The 21513-nt window shown below is 69.5% G+C and carries 16 protein-coding genes; 12 read left to right on the top strand and 4 right to left on the bottom strand.

The features are described 5' to 3' along the window. Window positions 1-56: 56 nt before the first annotated feature. Entirely contained in the window at window positions 57-305 is a 249-nt protein-coding gene (locus AJAP_RS43030; protein WP_084098252.1) for a DUF1272 domain-containing protein, read from the top strand. A 202-nt stretch (window positions 306-507) separates the two neighbouring features. Here the strand turns inward: AJAP_RS43030 and AJAP_RS19265 are convergent, their stop codons facing one another. Then, window positions 508-2787 carry an immune inhibitor A domain-containing protein gene (locus AJAP_RS19265; RefSeq protein ID WP_228694983.1) on the bottom strand — a complete coding sequence of 760 codons (2280 nt, stop codon included), beginning with the start codon at window positions 2785-2787 and terminating at the stop codon, window positions 508-510. 292 nt (window positions 2788-3079) lie between these two features. On the opposite strand from AJAP_RS19265, the gene AJAP_RS19260 reads away from it, so the two are divergent. From AJAP_RS19260 to AJAP_RS19220, 9 genes are all read left to right on the top strand, one after another. After that, the gene (locus tag AJAP_RS19260; protein WP_037337791.1) at window positions 3080-3316 is read left to right on the top strand and encodes a ferredoxin; all 237 of its coding nucleotides are present in this window, start codon (window positions 3080-3082) and stop codon (window positions 3314-3316) included. 54 nt (window positions 3317-3370) lie between these two features. Next, window positions 3371-4597, top strand: a complete 1227-nt coding sequence (locus AJAP_RS19255; RefSeq protein WP_038513641.1) for a cytochrome P450 family protein — start codon at window positions 3371-3373, stop codon at window positions 4595-4597. Window positions 4598-4663: 66 nt separating this feature from the next. Further along, the gene (locus AJAP_RS19250; protein ID WP_038513638.1) at window positions 4664-5110 is read left to right on the top strand and encodes a hypothetical protein; all 447 of its coding nucleotides are present in this window, start codon (window positions 4664-4666) and stop codon (window positions 5108-5110) included. A gap of 85 nt (window positions 5111-5195) precedes the next feature. Further along, window positions 5196-6452, top strand: a complete 1257-nt coding sequence (locus AJAP_RS19245) for a metal-dependent hydrolase family protein (protein ID WP_037337798.1) — start codon at window positions 5196-5198, stop codon at window positions 6450-6452. A 78-nt stretch (window positions 6453-6530) separates the two neighbouring features. Next, window positions 6531-6779, top strand: a complete 249-nt coding sequence (locus AJAP_RS19240) for a phosphopantetheine-binding protein (protein ID WP_037339943.1) — start codon at window positions 6531-6533, stop codon at window positions 6777-6779. Further along, window positions 6776-8335: an amino acid adenylation domain-containing protein gene (locus AJAP_RS19235; RefSeq protein WP_038513635.1), complete on the top strand. Its 1560-nt coding sequence runs from the start codon at window positions 6776-6778 to the stop codon at window positions 8333-8335. Before AJAP_RS19240 ends, AJAP_RS19235 begins: the two co-directional genes overlap by 4 nt. Window positions 8336-8351: 16 nt before the next feature. Continuing rightward, a complete protein-coding gene (locus AJAP_RS19230; protein WP_051972516.1) occupies window positions 8352-10769 on the top strand; it encodes a condensation domain-containing protein in 2418 nt (805 codons plus the stop codon). A 13-nt stretch (window positions 10770-10782) separates the two neighbouring features. After that, on the top strand, window positions 10783-12072 hold the full coding sequence (locus AJAP_RS19225; protein ID WP_202965574.1) for an MFS transporter: 1290 nt from the start codon (window positions 10783-10785) through the stop codon (window positions 12070-12072). After that, window positions 12069-13610, top strand: coding sequence for an amino acid adenylation domain-containing protein (locus AJAP_RS19220; protein ID WP_321167127.1), 1542 nt, complete (start codon window positions 12069-12071; stop codon window positions 13608-13610). The genes AJAP_RS19225 and AJAP_RS19220 overlap by 4 nt, the downstream gene beginning before the upstream one ends. Window positions 13611-14057: 447 nt before the next feature. On the opposite strand, the gene AJAP_RS19215 is transcribed toward AJAP_RS19220, so the two are convergent. The 3 genes from AJAP_RS19215 to AJAP_RS19205 are packed head-to-tail and all read right to left on the bottom strand — an operon-like array spanning window position 14058 to window position 19005. After that, a complete protein-coding gene (locus AJAP_RS19215; protein WP_051972515.1) occupies window positions 14058-15152 on the bottom strand; it encodes a hypothetical protein in 1095 nt (364 codons plus the stop codon). Then, on the bottom strand, window positions 15149-15865 hold the full coding sequence (locus AJAP_RS19210; RefSeq protein ID WP_038513632.1) for a thioesterase II family protein: 717 nt from the start codon (window positions 15863-15865) through the stop codon (window positions 15149-15151). The genes AJAP_RS19215 and AJAP_RS19210 overlap by 4 nt, the downstream gene beginning before the upstream one ends. After that, window positions 15862-19005 carry a non-ribosomal peptide synthetase gene (locus AJAP_RS19205; protein WP_038513630.1) on the bottom strand — a complete coding sequence of 1048 codons (3144 nt, stop codon included), beginning with the start codon at window positions 19003-19005 and terminating at the stop codon, window positions 15862-15864. The genes AJAP_RS19210 and AJAP_RS19205 overlap by 4 nt, the downstream gene beginning before the upstream one ends. Before the next feature lie 142 nt (window positions 19006-19147). Between AJAP_RS19205 and proB the strand changes: the two genes are divergently transcribed. Together proB and AJAP_RS19195 are read left to right on the top strand one after the other, a co-directional pair. Continuing rightward, entirely contained in the window at window positions 19148-20260 is a 1113-nt protein-coding gene (proB, locus tag AJAP_RS19200; RefSeq protein WP_051972514.1) for a glutamate 5-kinase, read from the top strand. Continuing rightward, complete coding sequence (locus AJAP_RS19195) at window positions 20251-21501, top strand: glutamate-5-semialdehyde dehydrogenase (RefSeq protein WP_038513628.1); 1251 nt, start codon at window positions 20251-20253, stop codon at window positions 21499-21501. The genes proB and AJAP_RS19195 overlap by 10 nt, the downstream gene beginning before the upstream one ends. The last annotated feature ends 12 nt before the right edge of the window (window positions 21502-21513 follow it).

Genomic DNA, 21513 nt, shown 5'->3' with positions numbered 1-21513 from the left:
CGCCTCCCGATCCGACATCGCTCAGGTGAACAGGCGCCTCGGGTAGAGTCCGCGGCATGCTCGAGATCAGGCCGAACTGCGAGTGCTGCGATCGGGATCTGCCGCCCTCGGCGGACGCGCGGATCTGCACCTTCGAGTGCACCTTTTGCCCTGGCTGCGCTGAAGAGCGCTTCGGTGGCGTGTGCCCCAACTGCGGGGGCGAACTCGTACGGCGTCCCGTGCGGCCGGCCGCTCTGCTCGAACGTCACCCGCCGTCGGCGCGGCGAGTGGTCAACGCGCACGCTTCCTGCACGCAGGCCTCGTGAGTGTTTTGGGTCGTTAGGGCCAAGGCTGTCTTAGGTATCTAATGAATGTGGGTGGCCGTTGGACTGCACGGGGCGCTCTGGTCCTGGGTACTCACGAGGGTTCTAGGCGGTACATGAAGGCCCCCTTCCTTGCGCCTAGCGCAAGGAAGGGGGCCTTCATGTACTTGGGAAGGTGTGAAGGACCAGCCCCACGAGACGCTCGCTACTTGTGGTCCACCCGGATCCGCATCGAAGTACCGTGCTGCGAAAGCACCCGGATCGTGGTCCCGGTGGCCGGCAGGAGCACACCGGCGTTCGGCTGCTCGGGGAACAGGAACGTCCCGGTGTCGTCGAACAGCGGCACGGCGTTCTGCCCGCGGATGTAGCTGGGCTTCCCGTTGACGTGAAGCGTGAACGAGTCGGCCTTGCGGAGCGAGAACGGCATGTCGTAGCCGGCGATCCTGGATCGCCACGGCACACCCTCGATGTTGTAGATCGGCGCCGGATGCGCGTCGATCGGGAGGATCAGCCCGGAGCCGAGATGCTCGCTGGTGTTGTTGTCCATTTCGGACGTGTCCCAATAGGACACCACGAGCCCGGTCTGATACGGGAAATGCTCGACGAACGCGGGCTTGTCCGGGAACCCGAAGTTGTAGGGACCCGTACGCAGATACCGCCCATAAGACTCGTAGGTACGGTTCGACGCGACGTAGAAGTTGTCGAACGAGCGGGTCTCGGTGGCGCCCGCGGTCCGGAAACCGTCTAGCTGCCAGCCGTTCGCGCCGTTCTCCGCTCCGTCGGTCAGCAGTGGCGCGCCGTCCGCGACGATCGAGATCTCGTCGGCGAAGAACCCGTTACGCGCCAGAGCGCCGTCGGTGCGGTACTGGAACCGGACCAGAGCCTTCTTGCCCGCCACGGCATCAAGCGGGACGGTCATGTCCACCCAGTTCCCGCCCGAGCTGCCGGACAACCCCGGCTGACCGCTGAAATTCCGCTGGAGCGGCGCGTCACCGGCGATTCCGTCCAGTGAGGTCCACGTGACGCCGCCGTCGGTCGACACCTGTGTGTAGAGGAAGTCGAAATCCGGTTGGATGTCGTAACGGGCCTTCAGGGTCAGCGACGCCGTCGTCTTGCCCGTCAGGTCGATCGGCCGGGTCATGGTGGTGGACAGATTGTTGCCCTTGGTGCTCCACCACTGGTTCAGCCCGGCGAACGGCTGTCCATAGTGGAACGTCTTCTGCTTGTCGGGCAGCACGACCACGACACCTTGGGCCTTGGCCGAGTTGTATTCGTGCGGGCCGAGTTCGAGGGTGCGGGTCCGGCCCGCCACCACGACCTCGTAGTCGAGCCAGCCCAGCTGAAGTTTCGACCACGCGTCCAGATCGTTGATGCGCGTGCCGATGACCTCGCCGGGCCCGGAGACGCGCTGCTGCGCCATCGGCGACCACCAGCTGACGTTGTTGGCGCCGCCGTTGGTGTCGTACAGGTCGGGCAGCCCGAGGTCGTGCGCGAATTCGCGGCAGAACACGCTTATGCCGCCGTTTTCCGGCTGGATGGTGTAGTTGCCGACCCAGATTCCGCTGTCACCGATCTGGGTCCCGCCCCGCCGGTTGCGCTGCGGGCCGGTGGTGGTGTTGGCGAACGCGTAGGCGCTATGGCTGTAGATGGCGTCCTCGCCGTGTACCCGGTCCCCATCGGCCTGATCAGCCCCGGCGTGCACGATCTGGAAGTGGTCGAGGTAGCCGTCCGGCTCGTCGAAGTCGCCGTCCCGGTCGAAGTCGTCACGGTCCCAGACGTCGAAGGTGGCGAGCTGGGCCCGGATCTGTTCCGGTGTCCGGCCGGCCGCGCGTTGCCCCTCGTACCAGGCGTTGGCGGCGTCGGTCACCAGGTCGAAGGCGTTGGCGCAGACGACGCCCGCGCACGGGAAACCGTTCGACCGTCCGTAGCGGGCTTCGTTGAACGGCACCGTGGTCCAGTCGGTGACCATGCCCTCGACCGAAAACCGGCCGGAAGACTGCTTCCGGTAGTAGTTGGCGACCGAGTCGGCGCCGGGAGCGGTGGAGAAGTACAGGTCCTGGTAATGGCGGCGGTCGTAGTCCGGTTGCCAGATGGTGGTGTTGTCGACGCGTCGGTCGGGCTCGGGGATCTGGTCGCGACGCGGGCCGTCGAAGCGTACCGGGCCGGGAGTGGCCGGGTCGGTGTCGACGTCGGGGTAGGACGGATGCCGCTGGTCGCCGAATTCGGCGAGCACCACGAAGATCCGGTCGGTCGATTCCCGCGCCAGCTCGACGTACTCGTCGACACCGCCGCGGCGCGTCTTCGCGACGGTGCTCGCGCCGCGTCGTTCGGCGACTTCCTTGCCCTTCAACACCTCCGCGAGGGCCTGCTGCCGCAGTTTCCGGCGCTGGACGTCGCCGGGGCCGGGCAGGTCGTCCCCGCCGAGAGGCTCGGCGGTCACCGGGACCGCGGGTGCCGCGGTGGCGGCCGGGATGTCGGCTGTCAAGCCGGAGACGAGGACGACGGCGCACAGGCCGGCACAAAGTCTTCGTAGCAAGGAAAATCACCTCTGGAGGTTCCGGTCTCGATTCGGCCGGGTCGGTCGTGAGTGGCGATTCGTGTTCTAACCCGAATCGCCACTCACGACCAACCCGGCCAACCGGGAACCGGCAGCGTTCAAGGGAGAGAACACCTTGCGCCACAAGCCGTTCCCGTGAACCATCGGGCTCCTTCGTTCAACTGGACCCGGAGCGGCAGTTGAACGGGCGAAGGCGCCGTTCGAATCCAAGGAGACTGACATGACCGAGAGCGGTCGCCGCTGGCGGATCGTCGTGGACCAGGACTCGTGCATGGGTTCCGGGGTGTGCGTGGGAGACCTTCCGCACCGGTTCCGGATCGTCGGCGACCGCTCGCAGCCGGTCGACGCCGAGATCGGAGCCGACGAGGAAGTGCTCGCCGCGGCCGATTCCTGCCCACGGGAGGCGATCCGCGTCGTGGACGTGGCGACCGGCGAGGTGCTGGCGCCCCTCGAATGACCCTGCCTCGAACAAGACACCGTGTCCGGCCCGCCGGACGCGTGGAGGACGTTGATGCAAAGCCGTCGAACGACGAACGTCGAAAGGCTCTCGGCCGACTTCGTCCAGGATTCCTACACGTTGTACGCGCGGTTGCGGGAAGCGGGCCCGCCCCGGCAAGTGATGATGCCGCACGGTATCAAGGTGTGGATGGTGACCCGCTACCACGACGCCCGCGCCCTGCTGGCGGACCCGCGGATCAGCAAGGACGGGCGGCGGGTCAACGAGTTGTTCGCCCGGCACGCCGAGTCGCCCGACAAGGCGCCCGCGTCGGTCGACGACGAGCTCGCCGCGCATATGCTCAACAGTGACCCGCCGAATCACGTCAGATTGCGGAGACTGGTCGGCAAGGCCTTCACCGAACGCCGGGTGAAGCTCCTCCGGCCGCGGATCGAGGAGATCACCGAGGAGCTGCTCGACAAGATGGCCGGTGCGCGGGAGGCGGAATTGATCGAGGATCTGGCCGCTCCGCTGACCATCACCGTGCTCGCCGAACTGCTCGGCGTTCCACCCGCGAACCGCAAAGTGTTCCGTACCTGGACAAACACGCTCGTCGGCGCCAATCACATGCCGGAAGAAGTGGCCACGGCTTCGGCCGCGGTCGCCAAGTTCACCGAGGACCTGATCGACGCGAAGCTCGCCGACCCGGGCGAAGACATGTTCAGCGCGCTGGTCCAGGCGACCGAAGAAGGGGACAGGCTCAGCAAAGACGAACTGGTGGCGATGGTCTTCCTGCTCGTGGTGGCCGGGCACGACACCACGTTGAGCATGGTCGGCAACGGGGTGTACGCCTTGCTCCGCCATCCGGACCAGCTCGCCCGGTTGCGGGCGGATCCGTCGTTGCTACCCGCCGCGGTCGAGGAACTGCTGCGCTACGAGGGTTCGGTCAGCCTGGCGACGTTCCGCTTCACCACCGACGACATCGCCCTGGACGGCGTGACCATTCCCGCCGGCGAGATCGTGGTGGTGGCACTGGGTTCGGCGAACCGGGACACGGAGAAGTTCGCGAACGCCGACAGCCTGGACATCACCCGCGGGCTCGGCAGCCATCTCGCCTTCGGGCACGGCATCCACTACTGCGCCGGCGCGCCGCTGGGCCGGTTGCAGGTCGAGATCGGCATCGGCAGGCTCCTGGAACGGTTTCCGGACCTGGCGCTGGCCGTGGAACCGGAACGGCTCCGCTGGAAGACCAGCACCATCATGCATGGCCTCGTCTCGCTGCCGGTTTCCCTGCACGGCTAGACCGCGTCCGCACGCCCCGTCGCGAAAGCCCAAGGCCTTCGCCGCGGGGCGTGATACCGTTTCCGCATGGGCGATTTCGATTTCCTCGTAGGATCGTGGAATGTCCACAACCGCCGCCTCGCCAAGCGATTGGCAGGCAGCGACGACTGGGTCGAATTCACCGCACCCGCGAAGTGTTGGAGCCTTTTCGAAGGAAAGGCGAATGTCGACGAGATCGTTTTCCCGGACGGCGTGCGGGGCCTGACCTTGCGCCTGTTCGACCCCGCGACCGAGAAGTGGTCGCTGAACTGGTCGAGCAGCGACACCGGGAGGCTCTTCCCGCCTGTCGTCGGCAGTTTCAGCGATGGCCGCGGGGTCTTCCACGGCGACGACACCGAGGGCGGCACCCCCGTGCGGGTCCGGTTCGTCTGGTCGGACATCACCGAGGATTCGGCCCGCTGGGAACAGGCCTTCTCGGTCGACGGCGGCGAGACGTGGGAGCTCAACTGGATCATGGATTTCCGGCGGGCCTGACGATCATATTTCCGTGAGCGGCGATTCGCGGTGTGCAATCGTCGCCGCGTGACCGGAGCGGTCGCGGTCTGCTTCTCTGGCCCGCATGCAGCAACGCATCGAAGCCTCTCAACTGATTCCCGGACGCGGCGCACCGATCGTCGACGGTGTCGTGATCGTCGAAGGCGACAGGATCCGCTACGCCGGTCCGCGTGACGAGGCGCCGTCCACTCCCGGCGCCGACGTCACCCGCGGGCATACCGTGATGCCCGGAATGTGGGACTGTCACGGGCATTTCATGGGTCTGCGCAGTGCGGACCTGCACGATCTGATGCACGAGCCGATCGCGTTGCGGTCGGCGCGGTGCGTGTCGGACTTGCGGGCCTGCCTCGACTCCGGCTTCACCTCCATTCGCGAGGTCGGTGGTCTCGGCATCCATCTGGCCCGCGCGGTCGCCGAGGGCACCATCGAAGGACCGACGATCTACAGCGCGGGCACGGCGTTGTCGACCACCGGCGGGCACGGCGACGTGCACGGATTTCCCGTCCCGTGGATCAACGACTTCGGACATCTCGGCGGCGAACTGCGGCTCGCCGACGGCCCGGCCGAATGCGCGCGGGCCGCTCGCGAGCAGCTGCGCAACAACGCCAGGCTCATCAAGGTCTTCGCCTCCGGCGGCGTCCTGTCCGAAGTGGACCATCCGCATCACCAGCAGTTCACCGACGCCGAACTGGCGGCGATCGTCGAGGTGGCCGGCCAGGCCGAGCGGGTGGTCGCGGCGCACTGCCACGGCAAGCCGGGCATCATGGCGGCGTTGAAGGCGGGGGTGCGCACCATCGAGCACGGCACCTACCTGGACGAGGAAGCCGCCGCGGCGATGCGCGAGACCGGCGCGATCCTGGTGCCCACCCGCGCGATCATGCACCTGCTCCTCACCAGCGATCTGGTTCCGCCGTATGCCAAGCGAAAGCTGGAAGAAGTGGCCGGGCGGCATCTCGACGCGATCGCGCTGGCCCGCGAGGCGGGCGTCACCATCGCGCTGGGCACAGACCTCGCGATGACCGGCCCCGACCGGCCGACGCAGTGGGGGAAGGGCGGCATCGAGTTGTCGCTGATGGTCAAGGGCGGCGCCACCCCGCTGGAGGCGATCGAGATGGCCACGGCCGTCGCGCCCGACACGCTCGGCCCGCAGGCGCCGCGCTCGGGGCAACTGCTGGCCGGCTACGACGCCGATGTCCTCCTGCTGGACGCGGATCCGGTGCTGGACATCGGGGTCCTCGCCGATCCGGCGCACGTGACCGATGTCTGGAAGTCCGGCCGCCAGGTGAAAGGCGGCGAATCCGGGCAACAACAACGGCTTTAGAACCCGAGTACATCGAGAGAACAGCCGCGACGGCAATGGTCTCGGTGACGAAGCCCCGGCCCCATGGAGAAAATGCCCATGAGTGACACGATTGTCGATTTCGACGCCATCATCACGCGGTACGCGACCTTCACCTTCGACGACTCGACGCCCTTGCTCGACGCGGGCCTGGAATCACTGGCGTTGCTGCGTCTCGCGGTCGACGTGGCGGGTGACGACGACGCCGAGATCGACGCCACCCGGCTGGTCGATCTGCACACGGTCGCCGACTTGAAACGCTGGCTGGCCGATCTGGCCACCGCCGGCCAGGACGGGGGTGCGCGATGACGACACGCAGGCTCTTCGACTGGTTCGGCGACACGGTGGCGGGTTCCGGTTCCTCGACGGCGATCGAAGTCGCCGGGCTCACCTTGACCTATGACGAACTGCGGGCCGCCGTGGAGAGGATGGCGGTACGCCTGGTTTCGGCGGCGGGCCGGCGGCCGGACCGCGTCGGGCTGCTGACGTCACGCAGCCTCGCGAGCTACGTGGGTTACCTGGCGATCCAGCGGCTCGGCGCGGCCGTGGTGCCGCTCAACCAGGGCGCGCCGGTCGCCAGGAACCTGGTGATCACCAAGGACGCCGGCCTGGACGTGACGATCGTCGACGACACCTCGGCCAAGCAGTTGCCGGAGTACCCGCGGCAGTCGGGGATCCCGATCGTCGACCTGACCGGCGACCGGTGGCGCGCCCTGCTGGAGGGTGGCGAGCCGCTGCCCGAGATCGGTTCCGGCGACGGCGACGTCGCGTACATCATCTACACCTCCGGCTCGACAGGAAGCCCCAAGGGCGTGCCGGTCACGCATGAATGCGTCTCCTCGTTGCTGGAGGACAACATCCAGCGGTTCGGTTTCGCCGACGACTGCCGGGTTTCGCAGACCTTCGAGCTCTTCTTCGACGGTTCGATCGTCGAGCTCTTCGCCACCTGGGGAACCGGCGCGACCCTGTGCGTCCCGCAGCACAGCGAGGTGTTCACACCGGTGCGTTTCGTGAACGAAAAACGGCTCACCCACTGGCTTTCCGTGCCGTCGATCATCTCCTTCGCCCGCAGGCTGCGCGCACTCGCCCCGGGCAGCATGCCGAATCTCCGCCGCGGCATGTTCGGCGGCGAGCCGCTGAACCTCGAACAGGTCGAGGTGTGGCGCGCGGCCGCCCCCAACGCGAAAATCCACAACTGTTACGGGCCGACGGAACTGACGGTCATCTGCACCGGTTACGAGGTGCCCGCCGAGCGCGCGGACTGGCCGGTCACCTCGAACCGGTCCATGCCGATCGGCGAGATCTTCCCGCATCTGGACTACGTCCTGCTCGACGAAGACCTGCGGGAGTGCTCGGACGGCGAACTGTGCGTGCGCGGCCCGCAGCGTTTCCCCGGCTACCTGGACTCCGGCGACAACGCCGGGCGATTCCTGTCCTTCGACGGCGAGCGGGGTGCGGTCTACGACGGCTCCGAGCCGCTGACCCCGGCGCACTGGTACCGCACTGGTGACCGGGTGCGCCGGGAGAGCGGCGAGCTGGTCCACCTCGGCCGTGTCGACGACCAGATCAAGGTCCGGGGCAACCGGGTCGAACTGGGCGAGATCGAATCGGCGCTGCGGCGGCATCCGTCGATCGCCGAAGTGGTCGTGGTGGCGCTCACGGCGGCCGACGGCGAGGTGGACCTGCACGCGGTCTACGCGGGCGATCCCGTGGACGAGAGCGAGTTCGTCCGGCTGCTCGACGAGCTCCCGGTCTACATGCGACCGAGGGGCTACCACCAGCGCGACAGCATTCCTTTGGCCGCCAACGGGAAGGTCGACCGCAAGGGACTGACCGAAGAGATCCTGCCGATCGTCCGCCGATAACCGGAAAGGAATTCCGTTGAACGCTCCCGTCGCGACGGACACCGGCATGTTCCCGGCCAGTGCCCTCATGGAGATGCTCTGGTGGATCCATCAGAGGGCCAAGAACAAGTCCGTCTACAACCAGACCTGGCCGCTGAAGGCCGACCGGCCGCTGGACTTCGACGCCCTGCGGGTCGCCTGGCAGGCCGTGGTGGACCGATACGAGGCGATGCGCGCGAGCCTGCACCACCGTGACGGCGCGATCATGGTGTCCATTGTGGACCATGTCGAGGTCGAGCCGCAGCGGATCGAGATCGAAGACCCCGGTTCCGTGCCGGTGGAGCCCCTGCTCCGTTCGATCGCGGGGGAGATCCAGGAGCGTCCGCTCGCGCTGGACGTGGCCCCGGCGGCACGGCTGGTGGCGGTGACCGTCGGTGACCAGCACGAGCTGCTGGTCACCGTCCACCACGCCCTCGTCGACGGCTGGGGGATGCAGTTGCTGATGGACGACTTCGCCAAGGCCTACGCGGCCGCGGTGGCGGGCGAGGAGCCGGAATTCGGCGGCGAGCCCCAGGTGTCGTTCCGCGAGCACATCCTCGCCTCGAACGCCGCCCGCACCGACGGCCGCTGGGACGCGAGCCTGAAGTACTGGCGCGAGAAGCTCGACGGCGCGGTGACCACGACCCTGGTCGCGGACCGGCACACCTACACCGGCACCGGCAACAAGGGCGGGATGGTGCGGTTCGTCTTCAGCAAGGAGGCCGTCGACGGCATCGGAACCTTGGCGAAGCGGTACTTCACCACGCCGTTCAGCGTGCTTTTCGCCGCGCTGCAGACGGTGCTCGCGCGGGGTGGCGCCGGGCCGGAGGTCTGCACGGGCCTGGTCAGCGCCAACCGGATGACACCCCAGGATCAGGCGCTGGTCGGGTATCTGGCCAACGTCCTGGTCACCAGGACCGTCGTCGAGGACGGCGATTCGTTCGGCACGGTGGTCGAACGGGTCCGCGACGGCATGTGGGACAGCCTCGCGCACCAGACGGTGCCCTTCTCCCTGGTGTACGGCGCGCTCACCGAATCGGCGCAAGCGCGGCTGCGGGACGCGATCCCGATCCTGGTCACCTGGTACGGGTCGATCGGGGTCGGGCTGCGGCTCGGCGACGTCGAGCTGACGCTGCAGCGCGCGCCGAACCGGGCCGCCCGCACCGACCTCGGGTTCGGGGTGTTCGACTTCGACGGCGAATACATCGTCGAGTCGGAGTACAACGTCGGCCGGTTCGACCATTCGACCGCGCGGCGGCTGTTCCAGGACATCGACCGGGTCCTCGCCGAGGGCGGCCTCGACCCGGAGCTGCCGGTGGGCACCATCGAGGTCGGGTCCAGGACGGCGCCCGCCTATCTGGAGCACACCATCACGACGGCCGATCTGGACACCACGGAGATGCCGGAAACCGCGTCGCTCGATCAGGTCCGCCGCGTTTGGACCGAAGTGCTCGGCACTGCGCCGACCGGAGCCGACGAGGACTTCTTCGCCACCGGCGGCCGGTCGTTGAAGGTCGTCCAGTTCGCGTCGGCCCTCGAATCCGAAAGCGGCGTGACGTTGGACATCACCGGATGGCTCACCGAGCCGACCCCGCGCAAGGCGGCCGAGCAGCTCGACGGCGGCGCCGGCGTCGACGACGGGAGCACGCTGGTCGTCCTCCAGGACGGCGAAGGCCCGCATCTGCATCTGCTGCCCGGCGCGGGCGGCACCGTGCGGGACTACCGCGAGCTGGTGGCCGAACTGCCGTCGGACTGGCGGGTCACGGCGTCGCAGGAACGTGCTCCGCTGGACTCGATCCCGGCCATGGCCGCGAGATTCCGCGCCGATCTCGACGCCGAGGACCTGCGCCCCGATCTGCTCGGCGGCTGGTCGATGGGCGGGCAGATCGCGTTCGAGATGGCGGCCACCGGCCACGGGACCCCGCCACCGGTGGTGCTGCTCGACTCGACACCGCCGGTCGAGCACGACATTCCTCGCGAAGTGCGGGACGCGGTGGTGTACGAGGTCTTCAGCGAGAACATGGCCGCGACCTTCGGCGCGACCCTCGACGGCACGCCCGCCAAGACCACGCCGGGGGATCCCGAACTGGCGATGCGGGTACTGGCCGCTCGGCTGGCCACGGCGAGCGGTCAGCCGGTTTCGGTGGCGATGCTCCTCGAGCGCTGGACGACGTTCAACCGGCACACCGACGCGGTCGGTTCGTACGTCAGCGAACGCCCGCTCGAAGCGCCCGCGCTGCTCGTCAGGGCGGAGCTGGCCGACCACCAGGTGGATCAGTGGTCTGGCCAGTTCTCCGCGCCACCACGGCTGATCCAGGTCGAGGCCGACCACTACGGGATGCTCCGAGCCCCGGCGATCGCGGAGATCGCCCGCGCGATCGTGGGGCTCCGGACCACCACCACACCGTCTGCGTGATCTTGGAGGAGCTGTGTCCGAGCGACCCTCGACCGTGCCCGCCCCTGCGACCGGGGCCGGGCCGTCGCCGCGGCGCAACGAGTGGCTGCTGATCTCGTTCACCGGCACGACCAACACCGCCGACGCGGTGATGCGCGTGGCGCTTCCGTTGCTGGCCACCACGGTGACCGACTCACCGGCGTCGGTCGCCGCCGTGGCGATGATGCTGACCCTGCCGTGGCTGATCACCGCTCTGCACATCGGTGTGCTGGTGGACCGCAAGAACCGGCGATCGCTGATGGTGGGCGCCGAATTCGCCAGGATGGCCGCGATGGCGGTGATGCTGGCGGCGGTCGCGGTGGACGTCGTGAACCTGCCGCTGATCCTCGCCGTGGCACTGGTGCTGGGTGTCGCGGAGGTGGTCGCGCAGCTGTCCGCGATGTCGATCATCCCCTCGGTGACCCCGAAGAACCGATGGCAGGCGCTGAACGCGCGGCTCACCGCGACCGAGTACGTCACGTTCAGCTTCCTGGGCGCGCCGATCGGCGGATTCCTGGTGGCCGCCGGGTTCGCCGTCGCGCTGGGGGCGAGTGGCGCGGTGTACCTGTTCGGCGCATTGCTGCTGACGCTGCTGGTCGGCGACTTCGCGGTGAAGCAGCCGAAGGAGCGCCGTCCGGCCAGGGCGGAGATCCGTGAGGGCCTGGTCTTCCTGTGGCGGCACCGGTTGCTGCGGACGATGGCGGCGCTGATCACGGGCATGGCCGGCTGCTGGGCCGCCTGGTACGCGCTGATCCCGGCATACGCGGTCGGCGGTCCGCTCGGCCTCACCCCGGCACAGTACGGGTTCCTGCTGACCAGCCTCGGCGCCGGCGGTGTGCTCGGCACGGTGCTGGTCGGCCCGGTCAACCGGCTGATCGGCAGGCGCTGGGCGATGTTCGTCGACATCGTCGGCACGGTGCTGATGGTCGGGGTCCCCGCGGTGATCCCCGCCGGTCCGGCCGCTGTCTGGCCGGTCGGGGTCGCCGCGTTCCTCGCCGGTGTCGGCGGGACGATGTGGACGGTGAACTCGCGGGTGATCAGCCAATCGCTGGTACCCAACGAACTGCTGGGCCGGTTCGGCGCGGCGAGCAGACTGCTCTCCTGGGGAATGCTCCCGGTGTCCGCGGCCGTGGCGGGCGGTCTGGCCGAACTGTTCGGTTTCCAGATCGCGTTCGGGGTCTTCGCGGTGGTCTGCCTGCTGATGGTCTATCCGTTCCTGCGGGTGATCACCGCGGACGCGGTCGCCGAGGCCGACGCTCCCGCCGCGGAAGGCAGCGGGAAGTGATCGATCCACAGGGGACGATGTACGGCTGGTTCCTCGACTCCGTGCGGAGATTCCCCGATGCGACGGCGATCGAGGTCCAGGACCACGCCCTGAGTTACCGCGAACTCCGGCTGCTCGCCGAAAGGCTGGCGGCCGGGCTGGTGCGGGCGGCGGGTGGGCGTCCGTACGCGGTCGGCCTGCCCGCCACGCGCGGCCTGGCCACGTACGCCGGCTACCTCGCGGCGCTGCGGCTCGGCGCGATCGTCGTCCCGCTCAACCCGAAGTTCCCGCCCGACCGCAACCGGGCCATGTGCGTGGCTGCGGGGGTCGACGTCGTGGTGGCCGATGACGTCGGCGCGGCGGAGGTGGCGGACGGCACCGGTGCGGTCGCGCTGCCCCTGCTCGGCGCGTGGCCCGAGCGGCTGCCCGAACCGTGGAGCCCGCCCTACGAGGGCGATCCCGACGCGGTGGCGTATCTGCTGTTCACCTCCGGGTCGACCGGGACACCCAAGGGCGTGCCGATCCGGCACCGGAACGTGGCCGGCTACCTGGCGCACTGCGTCGAGCGGTACGCGGTCGAGCCCGGCTGCCGGCTGTCCCAGACGTTCGACCTGACCTTCGATCCGTCGGTGTTCGACCTGTTCGTCTCGTGGAGCACCGGCGCGACCCTCGTGGTGCCCTCCGAAGCCGACGTGCTCACCCCGGCCCGGTTCGTCACCGGCAAGCGGATCACCCACTGGTACTCGGTTCCGTCCGTGGTGTCGCTCGCCGGGCGGCTGCGCGGGCTGCGTCCCGGGGCGATGCCCGATCTGCGCTGGAGCGTCTTCGCCGGCGAGCAGTTGACCATGGATCAGGCCAGGGCCTGGGCCGCGGCCGCGCCGAACAGTGTGGTGGAGAACGCGTACGGCCCCACCGAACTCACCGTCACGGTCACCGCGTACCGGCTGCCCGCCGATCCCGCGTCGTGGCCCGAGACGTCCAACGGCACCGTGCCGATCGGCCAGGTGCACGACGCGCTCGACGCGGTGCTGGTCACCGAAGACGGGCGCGCGGGCGAAGACGGCGAGCTGTGCGTCCGTGGCGGCCAGCGTTTCGACGGCTACCTCGACCCGGCGGACGACCACGGCCGGTTCTTCCGCGGCGAAACGTCGTTCGCCGTGGCCGACGGCGCGCCGCGGGCGGGTGACTGGTACCGCACCGGCGACCGGGTCCGGCGGGAACACGGCGAACTCGTCCACATCGGACGGTTGGACGATCAGGTCAAGATCCGCGGCTACCGCATCGAACTCGGCGAGATCGAGGCCGCGCTGCGGACTCATCCGGGCGTGCGTGACGCCGTGGTGCTCGCCGTACCGTCGCGGGGCGGGCCGACCGTACTGCACGCCCTGCACACCGGTGAGCCGGTCGACGCCGACGAGCTGACCGCCGCGGTTGCCCGGCGCCTTCCCGAGTACATGGTCCCGGCGTTCGTGCACCACGTGGACACCTTTCCCGTCAACGCGAGTGGGAAGATCGACCGGCGGCGGCTGGCCGCCGAGGCGCGGGAGGCCGGTCGGTGACGGGCAGCGCTCCGTAGGTGGGTAGCGCTGCGGTACCGAGTGGGTTGCGTAGGGCGTGCCCCAATCTTGTGGGGAGTGATGTCCTGAAGGCCACATTTGAGACGTCCAATGTCCCCAGCGAGGCCTTCACGCGCCATCCGCAGGGCGAGTGCCGCGGTACCGAGTGGGTTGCGGAGGCCTCGCCTTCTTCGCTTTCTTCAGGTGGGAAGGAAGGCCTATGCGGTTATGTCCTTTGTAGACAGCGAGAAGTCGCGAATAGCCCCTGCGGGCCAGTCCCACGAGACCTCCGAGGCCTACGAGAGAAGCTCATGCGAACGGTGCCGACCAGGAGCGCCGAAGGCTCCCTTCACGACGTCTAATGCGGTGAAGGGAGCCTTCAAGCCAGCCAACGAGCACACCAGGTTTGCCTTGCCCTGCAATAACCGCCCTAGCCCCTCACGAGGACCCTCACCCAGCCATTCGCCGGGCGAAGGTCGCACACAGCGAGTCGATGTCCCGCAATGCTTCCGGCGTCAGATCCTCATCGCCGAGTACCACCCCCAGCCGCGTCTCGGCCCGTTCGATGATCTCGACCAGCCCGAAGGAGTTGTAGTTCGGGAGCTCGCGCAGGCTGCCGGCGCCGCGGACGGTGGAGTCGTCGATCCGCAGCACCTCCTGGATTGCGGCGAGCACCGCCGCCCGGGCGGCGAGCCGGGCGGCGAGGGCGACGTCTTCGTGGAGCAGGCGGCCGAGGTCCGCCAGGACCGCCGCGGTCGGTGCGCCGTCAGGCGATCGGCGTGCGGCCACGAAGCTTTTCGAGGCCAGCGTGAGCCAGGCTTGGACGTGCGCGTCGACCTCGGGGCTCGGCCGGTCGTGCCGGGCGAGCCAGGCGGCGTGCAGCAGCCGTGACCGGCCGAGCAACCAGATGTCGAGCACCAGATCTTCGCCGTGGTCCGCCGAAAGGTAGGCGTCGATCGCCGGGACGGCGTCCGCCATCGCCCGCGCGTTGGCGGTGAGCACGTCCGGCGGTTCGGCGACCGGCTCGGTGGTGAACCGCAGCGCGGTGGCCGACGCCGGCAGGGCGTCCAGTTCGGCGGGGGAGAGCCGCCACACGCCGGGACGGCACGGACCCCACGGGGTCTCGTCGTGGTAGGCGTCGACGACGGTGTCCGATGTGGACAGAAGAAACGTGTGCTCGGTGTGACGGCGGCCGGCGTACGGCGTCCACGCCAGGTCGTAGGCGTCGGCGATCACGTACAGCGGATCGGCCTCGCCGGCGAGTTCACGCAACCGGGCACCGTCGACGCCCTCCCATCGGTCCGCGACCCGCAGGCCCAGTTGCTCGTGCGCGGCGGCCAGTCGATAGGACAGCGACGCGGCCACCCGTGGCCCCGGTTCGACGTCGAAGCGCAGCGGGGCGCCGAGGGCCAGGTGCGTGCCCTCCCCGCCGTGCCGGTCGGCCAGCACGGCGAGGTTGGCTTGCACGCAGTCCAGCGCGTCCGCGCGGACGGTCTCCAGCAACGGAGACCAGACCCGGTCGTACGTCTCGGCGACGGCGGTCACGATTCCCGCTCCCGGCCGAGGAACACATCGATCTCCTTGGTGAGCCGCTCCAGGTGCCGGGGCTCGAACACCTCGTAGTGCCCGGCGTCCAGTTCCGCCGTCCGCAGGTCCGGCGCGAGTTCCTCCCAGCGCCGCAGGGCGGCGCCCCGGCCGGAGATGCCGTCGTCGGCGTCCGCGCACATCAGCAGCAGCGCCCGGCCCGGGTATTCGCGTTCGGTGGCGTACTCGGCGAGCGCGTGCACCTGCGCCCGGAACGCGCGCTCCACCCTGGCGACGGTCTGTTCGTCCGGCCGGGGCCCGAGGCCCGCCAGGATGAGCTTCCTGATCCGTTCGTCCTCGTCGGACGAGGCGTGCCTGGGCAGCGGTGAACTGTCCACGATCACCAGATCGGGCCGCTGCCCCCGGTCGGCCAGGCGCACGCACAGCTCCCAGCCCACGATGCCGCCCAGCGACCAGCCGAAGACGAGGGCGGGGGAGCGGCCGTCGAGCGCCGCCAGCGCGGAGTCGGCCATCTCCGCGATGCTGTCCTCCGGCGTGTCCCCGGGTACCAGCCCGGCCGCCCGCACGGCGTAGACGCTGTAATGCTTGCCCAGATGGGAAGCGAGGCGCAGATACGGGTTCAGGCCACCGCCGGCACCGGGCAGCATCACGCACACCGGCCGGTCCTTGCGTCGCACCAGGGTGACCAGCCGTTCGCGTACCGGCGCGCTCATTGCCGCACCAGCGTCGCCAGGGTCGCGACGGTCGGCGAGCGGAAGAACTCGACCAACTGCACGGCCACTCCGTACCGCTCCTGCACCTGACCCACGACGGTGAAGATGTTCAGCGAGTGCGCGCCGTACTCCAGTACCGGGCGGTCCCGCTCGACCTGGGGCACGCCGAGCACCTCGGCCCAGATCGCGGCCAGCTCCCGCTCCAGGTCGTCGGCGTACTCCGCGGTGGGAGCGGGCGACTCCGCGCGCCGCGCGCTCATCTGCTCGGCCAGCGCCACCAGCGCCGCCCGGTCGGTCTTGCCGCTGTGGGAGGTCGGCACCGACTCGATGTCGACGATGTCCGCGGGTGCCATGTACGACGGCAGCCGTTCGGCGAGCACGGTCCGCACCCGTTCGTGGTCCGGTGTCACACCCGGCTCGGGCAGGAGGAACAACAGCGGCCGCCGATCGATCCCGTCGCCGCGCACCGCGGCCACCGCCTGCCGGACGTCCGGCAGGCCGGCCGCCACGGCCTCCAGCTCACCGAGTTCGACCCGGTAGCCGCGGATCTTCACCTGCGTGTCGTTCCGGCCGAGGAAGATCAGGGCGCCGTGTTCGTCCCGGACCACGTGATCGCCGGTGCGATAGACCGTCTCGCCCGGCGTGAACGTGCCGGGCTGGAACCGTTCGGCGGTGCGATCCGGGTCGTTGACGTAGCCCGCCGCGGGGGCGTGACCGCCGAGCAGCAGCTCACCCGGCACCCCCGCCGGCGCGAGATGGCCGGTGCCGTCGACGACGTACGCCGTCACGTTCGGCAACGGGAGACCGATCGGCACATGGCGTGCCCACGGCGGGTCGGCCGCGGTCAGCCGCCAGGTGGTCGCGGCGTTGGTCTCGGTCGGGCCGTAGTGATTGACCAGGGTGCACTGTGGGTGGTCGTCGACGAACGCGCGGATCTCGTCGTCCGCCAGCAACTGTTCGCCGGACACGCACAGGAACCGCAATGCCGGGAGATGTTCCCTCCTGGCGCGCACGGACAACACGAACGGACGCAGCGCCGCGACCGGGAGATAGAGGTGGGTCACCTCGGTGTCGGCGACCCGGCGCACCAGTTCGGGGAAGTCGCGCCGGTCGGCGGGCTCCCTGGACACCACGGTCCCGCCTGCCAGCAGCGTCGGCACGATCTCCTGGAACGACACGTCGAAACCGGCGGGCGCGTATTGCAGGAACCGGCTGTCCGCGGTCATGTCGAGCGCGGAGATCTGCCAGGCGGCGAGGTTGAGCAGCGGCCGGTGGCCCATGAGCACGCCCTTGGGCAGACCGGTCGAGCCGGAAGTGAACATCACGTACACCGGGGCGTCGGCCGTCGCGGCGAGCTCCGTGTCCACATCGGACTCGAAGTCGGCGGCCGGTGCGACCTCGACCCCGTGCAACGTGACCCCGGAGCCGATCACGACCCGGCAGCGGGACTGCCGCACCATGTACGACATCCGGTCGGCGGGCAGGCTCGGTTCGAGCGGCAGGTAAGTGGCGCCACGCCGCAGAATCGCCAGGATCGACGTGACGGTCTCGGTGAGCGAGTCCAGCCGCAGCCCGACGACGTCCCCCGGGCCGACGCCCCGGCCCGCCAGCCCCGAGGCGATGCGCTCGGCGGTCAGGGAAAGTTCGGCATAGGTGAGCGTGCGGCCGGGTTCGGTGACCGCGACCGCTTCCGGGGTCCGGCGCGCGGTCTCGGTGAACCATTCGTACAGCGTCGGTGCCGGTACGTGCGCCGGATACCCGTCGTGTCGTCTGCTCGGGACGGCCGAGGCGTCGTCGAACAGTTCGGCCAGGGGCAGGGAGCCATCGGTGACCGCGCGGGACAGGGCCGTGCGCAGCGATTTCAGGAGTCCGTCGGCCACCGCGGGCGGGATCAGCGCGCTGTCGTACTCGAGTTCGAGCAGCCACCGGCCGTCGACCAGGGTGGCCCCCAGCCAGAGGTCGAACTTGGCCGTGCCGTTGCCCGGCTCGTACGCGCCGACCACCGCGCCGGTCCCGGTCGCCGGATCGAACGTGTCCTGCATGGCGAGCATGCAGGAGAACAGGGGGTTGCGGTCACTCGGCCGGTCCGGCTGCACCTGCGCCACCAGCTGGTTGAACGGGACGTCGACCGAGGCGCGGCAGTGGTCCACCGCCGCGCGGACGGTCTTGTCGAGATGCTCGTCGACGGTGCGGGTCCAGTCCACGTCGACGGTGACCGGCAACGTGTTGACGAAGAAGCCGCACAGGTCGTACGACCCGATGGTGCGGCGCGCGGTGAACGGGCTGCCGATCAGCACCCGCGGCACTCCGCCGTGCCGCGCCAGCACCGTGCCGTACACGGCGGACAGCAGCACGAACGGGCTGACCCCGAGACGTTTGCAGGTGGCCTGGAACCGCTCGGATTCCGCTGCGCCGAGCGTCCAGGAGATCCGCTGCCCGGCGAATTCGGTCTGATGTGGACGGTCGGGGCGCGGGTACAGCACGAGCGGGGGGACTTCACGCAGGCTTTCCGCCCACGCGGTGACCTGGTCGGCCGTCCGCGTCGAGCCCGCCGCCCGGTTCTGGGCCTTGAGTTCCTTGACCAGCGCGGCTTCCCGGCTCACCCGCACCGTGTCGACGTCGATCGGGCCGGCGAGGGCGCGGTCCAGGTCGCGCACGATGGGACCCATGGACACCCCGTCGCCGACGAGGTGGTGCCCGCAGATCAGGATCGCCGCGGCGCTGTCGTCGTTCGCGCGCACGAAGCCGAACCGGTGCACCGGCCCGGTCTCCAGATCGAACGGCGCCCGGCCGATGTCACGGCCGAGCGCGGCGAGGGTCGCGGCGTACTCGGCGGGCGGCACGGAGACCGACTCCAGGGGCAGTTCGTCGGCGGTGGGCGGGGGACGCAGCACAGCGTGCATCTCCGGATGCAGCCGGAAGACCTGGCGCAACGCCGGTTGGACGGTGACCAGGGCGACCAGCGCCCGGGTCACCGTCTCGGCCAGCGGGGCGACGCATTTGGCCGGATCGAGATCGAATTGGATGACCTGGTTGTAGATCTGCTTCGTCGGCACCAAGCTGTCCACCACCAGCAGTCCCTTCTGGGACTCGGTGAGCGGCAGGGTCGCCGTGTCGGCCAGCTGGAGTTCTGCTGTCATGCCGAGAGAGTCGCCGGATCCGATGTACCGGCGATGTTCCGGGGATGCAGCCGTGCTGTGCCGCGACACAGTACGGCGGGGTACACCGGCGGCGTATCGCGAACACATCGGTACTACATCGGCGGCGGTGAGCATCTTCCCCATGTCGACCAACAGCTTGCCCGTCACCGCGACGCCTGCCGAAGACCTGGTGCCGCAGGAGGGCCGGGTGGTGCTCAAGATAGGCACGTCCTCGCTGATCACCGATGGCGGACTGGACACGGTCAAGCTCGACAGGCTGTGCGAGACCGTCCACAGAGGACTCCTCGCGGGCCTGCGCCCGGTGCTGCTCGCTTCCGGGGCCATCGCGATCGGCCGTCACTTGCACCCCGCGTTGGCCGTGGACGATCCGGTGGCACTCCAGGTTTCCGCCGCGCTGGGCCAGTCGCAGCTCTATTCGGCCATCCACGCCGCGTTCGCCGAACGCGGCGTGCAGACCGGCCAGCTTCTGCTCACGCCGCCCGACCTCGTCGACGACGACCGGGGCGGCGGTGTCCGGCACACCCTGCACACGATGCTGGCGCTGGGCATGGTGCCGGTGGTCAACGAGAACGACGCGCTCGGCGTGCGCAACAACGACGTGCTCGCCGCGCTGCTCGGCGGTTGTCTCCAGGCCGAACTGCTGCTGTTGCTGACCAACGTGCCCGGGCTCTACGACAGCAATCCGAAACTGGCCCCGGGCGCCCGGCACATCCAGGAAGTCCCCGTGCTCACGGCCGAGACCGAGCGGCAGGCGGGCGGCGCGATCGGCGACGGCGGCACCGGCGGCATGCTGACGAAGCTCGGCGCCTGCTGGATCGCCACGTTCAGCGGGGTCCGCACCGTCATCGCGGAGAGCGCGGATCCCGACGTGCTGATCGCCGCGCACGGTGGCCGTCCCACCGGCACGGTGTTCCATCCGCGTGCGGTCACCGGCGCGACTCCCGGCATCGGAACGCTCTGGCGCGCGTTCCGGACCCCGCCGTCCGGGGCGCTTCACTGCACCCCGGACGGCAGGGAAGCCGTCCTCCGCGGGGAGCCCGTATGCCATCACCACGTCGCGGCGGTACACGGGGCCGCCGTGCCGGGCGACGTGGTCGACATCTGTGACCGGCAAGGACGCCCGCTCGCCCGCGGCCCGCTGAGCCGCGCGGTCGAGCCCGGCGGCGCACCGGCTGCGCCCGTCGTCGAAGGCGGCGACTACGTACAGATCATGGAGGATCTGCCATGTCAGTGACCGACGTCTGCCGCGCCGCGGCCGAGGCGTGGACCGAGCTCAAAGGGCTGACGACCGAACGGAAGAACGCGCTGCTGCTGGACATGGCCGGCGCGATCGAAGAGCACCGCGACCGGATCATCGCGGCGAACGAGGCGGATGTCGCCGCGGCCCGTGAGAACGGCGTCTCGGCGACGTTGGTCGACAGGCTCACCTTGACCGACCGACGGATGGCCGGCCTGGTCTCGGCCATCCGGACCATCGCGGATCTGCCCGATCCGGTCGGCCAGGTGGTCGACGGCTGGACCAGGCCCAACGGCCTGCTCATCGAGCGTGTCCGCGAGCCGATCGGCGTGGTCGCGGTGATCTACGAAGCGCGTCCGAACGTCACCGCCGAGGTCGCCGCGCTCTGCGTGAAGTCGGGCAACTGCGCGGTCCTGCGCGGTTCCTCGATGGCCATGGCGACGAACACGGCGGTCATGGCCGCGCTGGACAGCGCGATCGCCCGGCACGACGCGGTGCCCGCGGCAGCCGTCCAGCTGGTCACCGATCCGTCCCGCGACGCCGCCCAGGAACTGATGCGCGCCAAGGAGTTCGTCGATCTGCTGGTGCCGCGCGGGGGCCCGGAGCTCATCGCGTCCGTCGAACGTCACGCCACGGTGCCCACGGTGATCGACGGTGCGGGCAACTGCCACGTCTACATCGATCGTTCGGCAGACCCGGCGATGGCCACCGCGGTCGCGATCAACGCCAAGACCTCCCGGCCCAGCGTGTGCAACGCCATGGAAACCCTGCTGGTCCACGAAGAACTCGCCCAGGACTGGCTGCCGGGCGTACTCGACGAGCTGGCCGCCGCCGGCGTGGAGATCCGCGGTGACGCGACCGTGCGCGAGGTCTGGCCCAAGGCGGTGGCCGCGAGCGAGGAGGACTGGGGGACCGAGTATCTCGACCTGGTGCTGGCCGTCCGGGTGGTGCCGGACGTGGGCGCGGCGATCGCGCATATCGACCGATGGGGCACGTCCAACGCCGAGGCGATCGTCGCGCGGGACATCGACGTGGCGCGCCGGTTCGCCCGTGAAGTGGATTCCGGCAGCGTGTTCGTCAACACCTCGACCCGCTACTCCGACGGCGGCGAGTTCGGCTACGGCGTCGAGATCGGCGTGTCCACCCAGAAACTGCATATCCGCGGTCCGATCGGGCTGACCGCGCTGACCACCGTGAAGAACGTCGTCTGGGGTACCGGACAGACGCGGGTCGTGTAGGGGAGCGAGTCC

The organism is Amycolatopsis japonica (genome assembly GCF_000732925.1).
GTDB classification, from domain to species: Bacteria; Actinomycetota; Actinomycetes; order Mycobacteriales; family Pseudonocardiaceae; genus Amycolatopsis; species Amycolatopsis japonica.
This window is presented reverse-complemented; position numbering and strand designations above follow the sequence as displayed.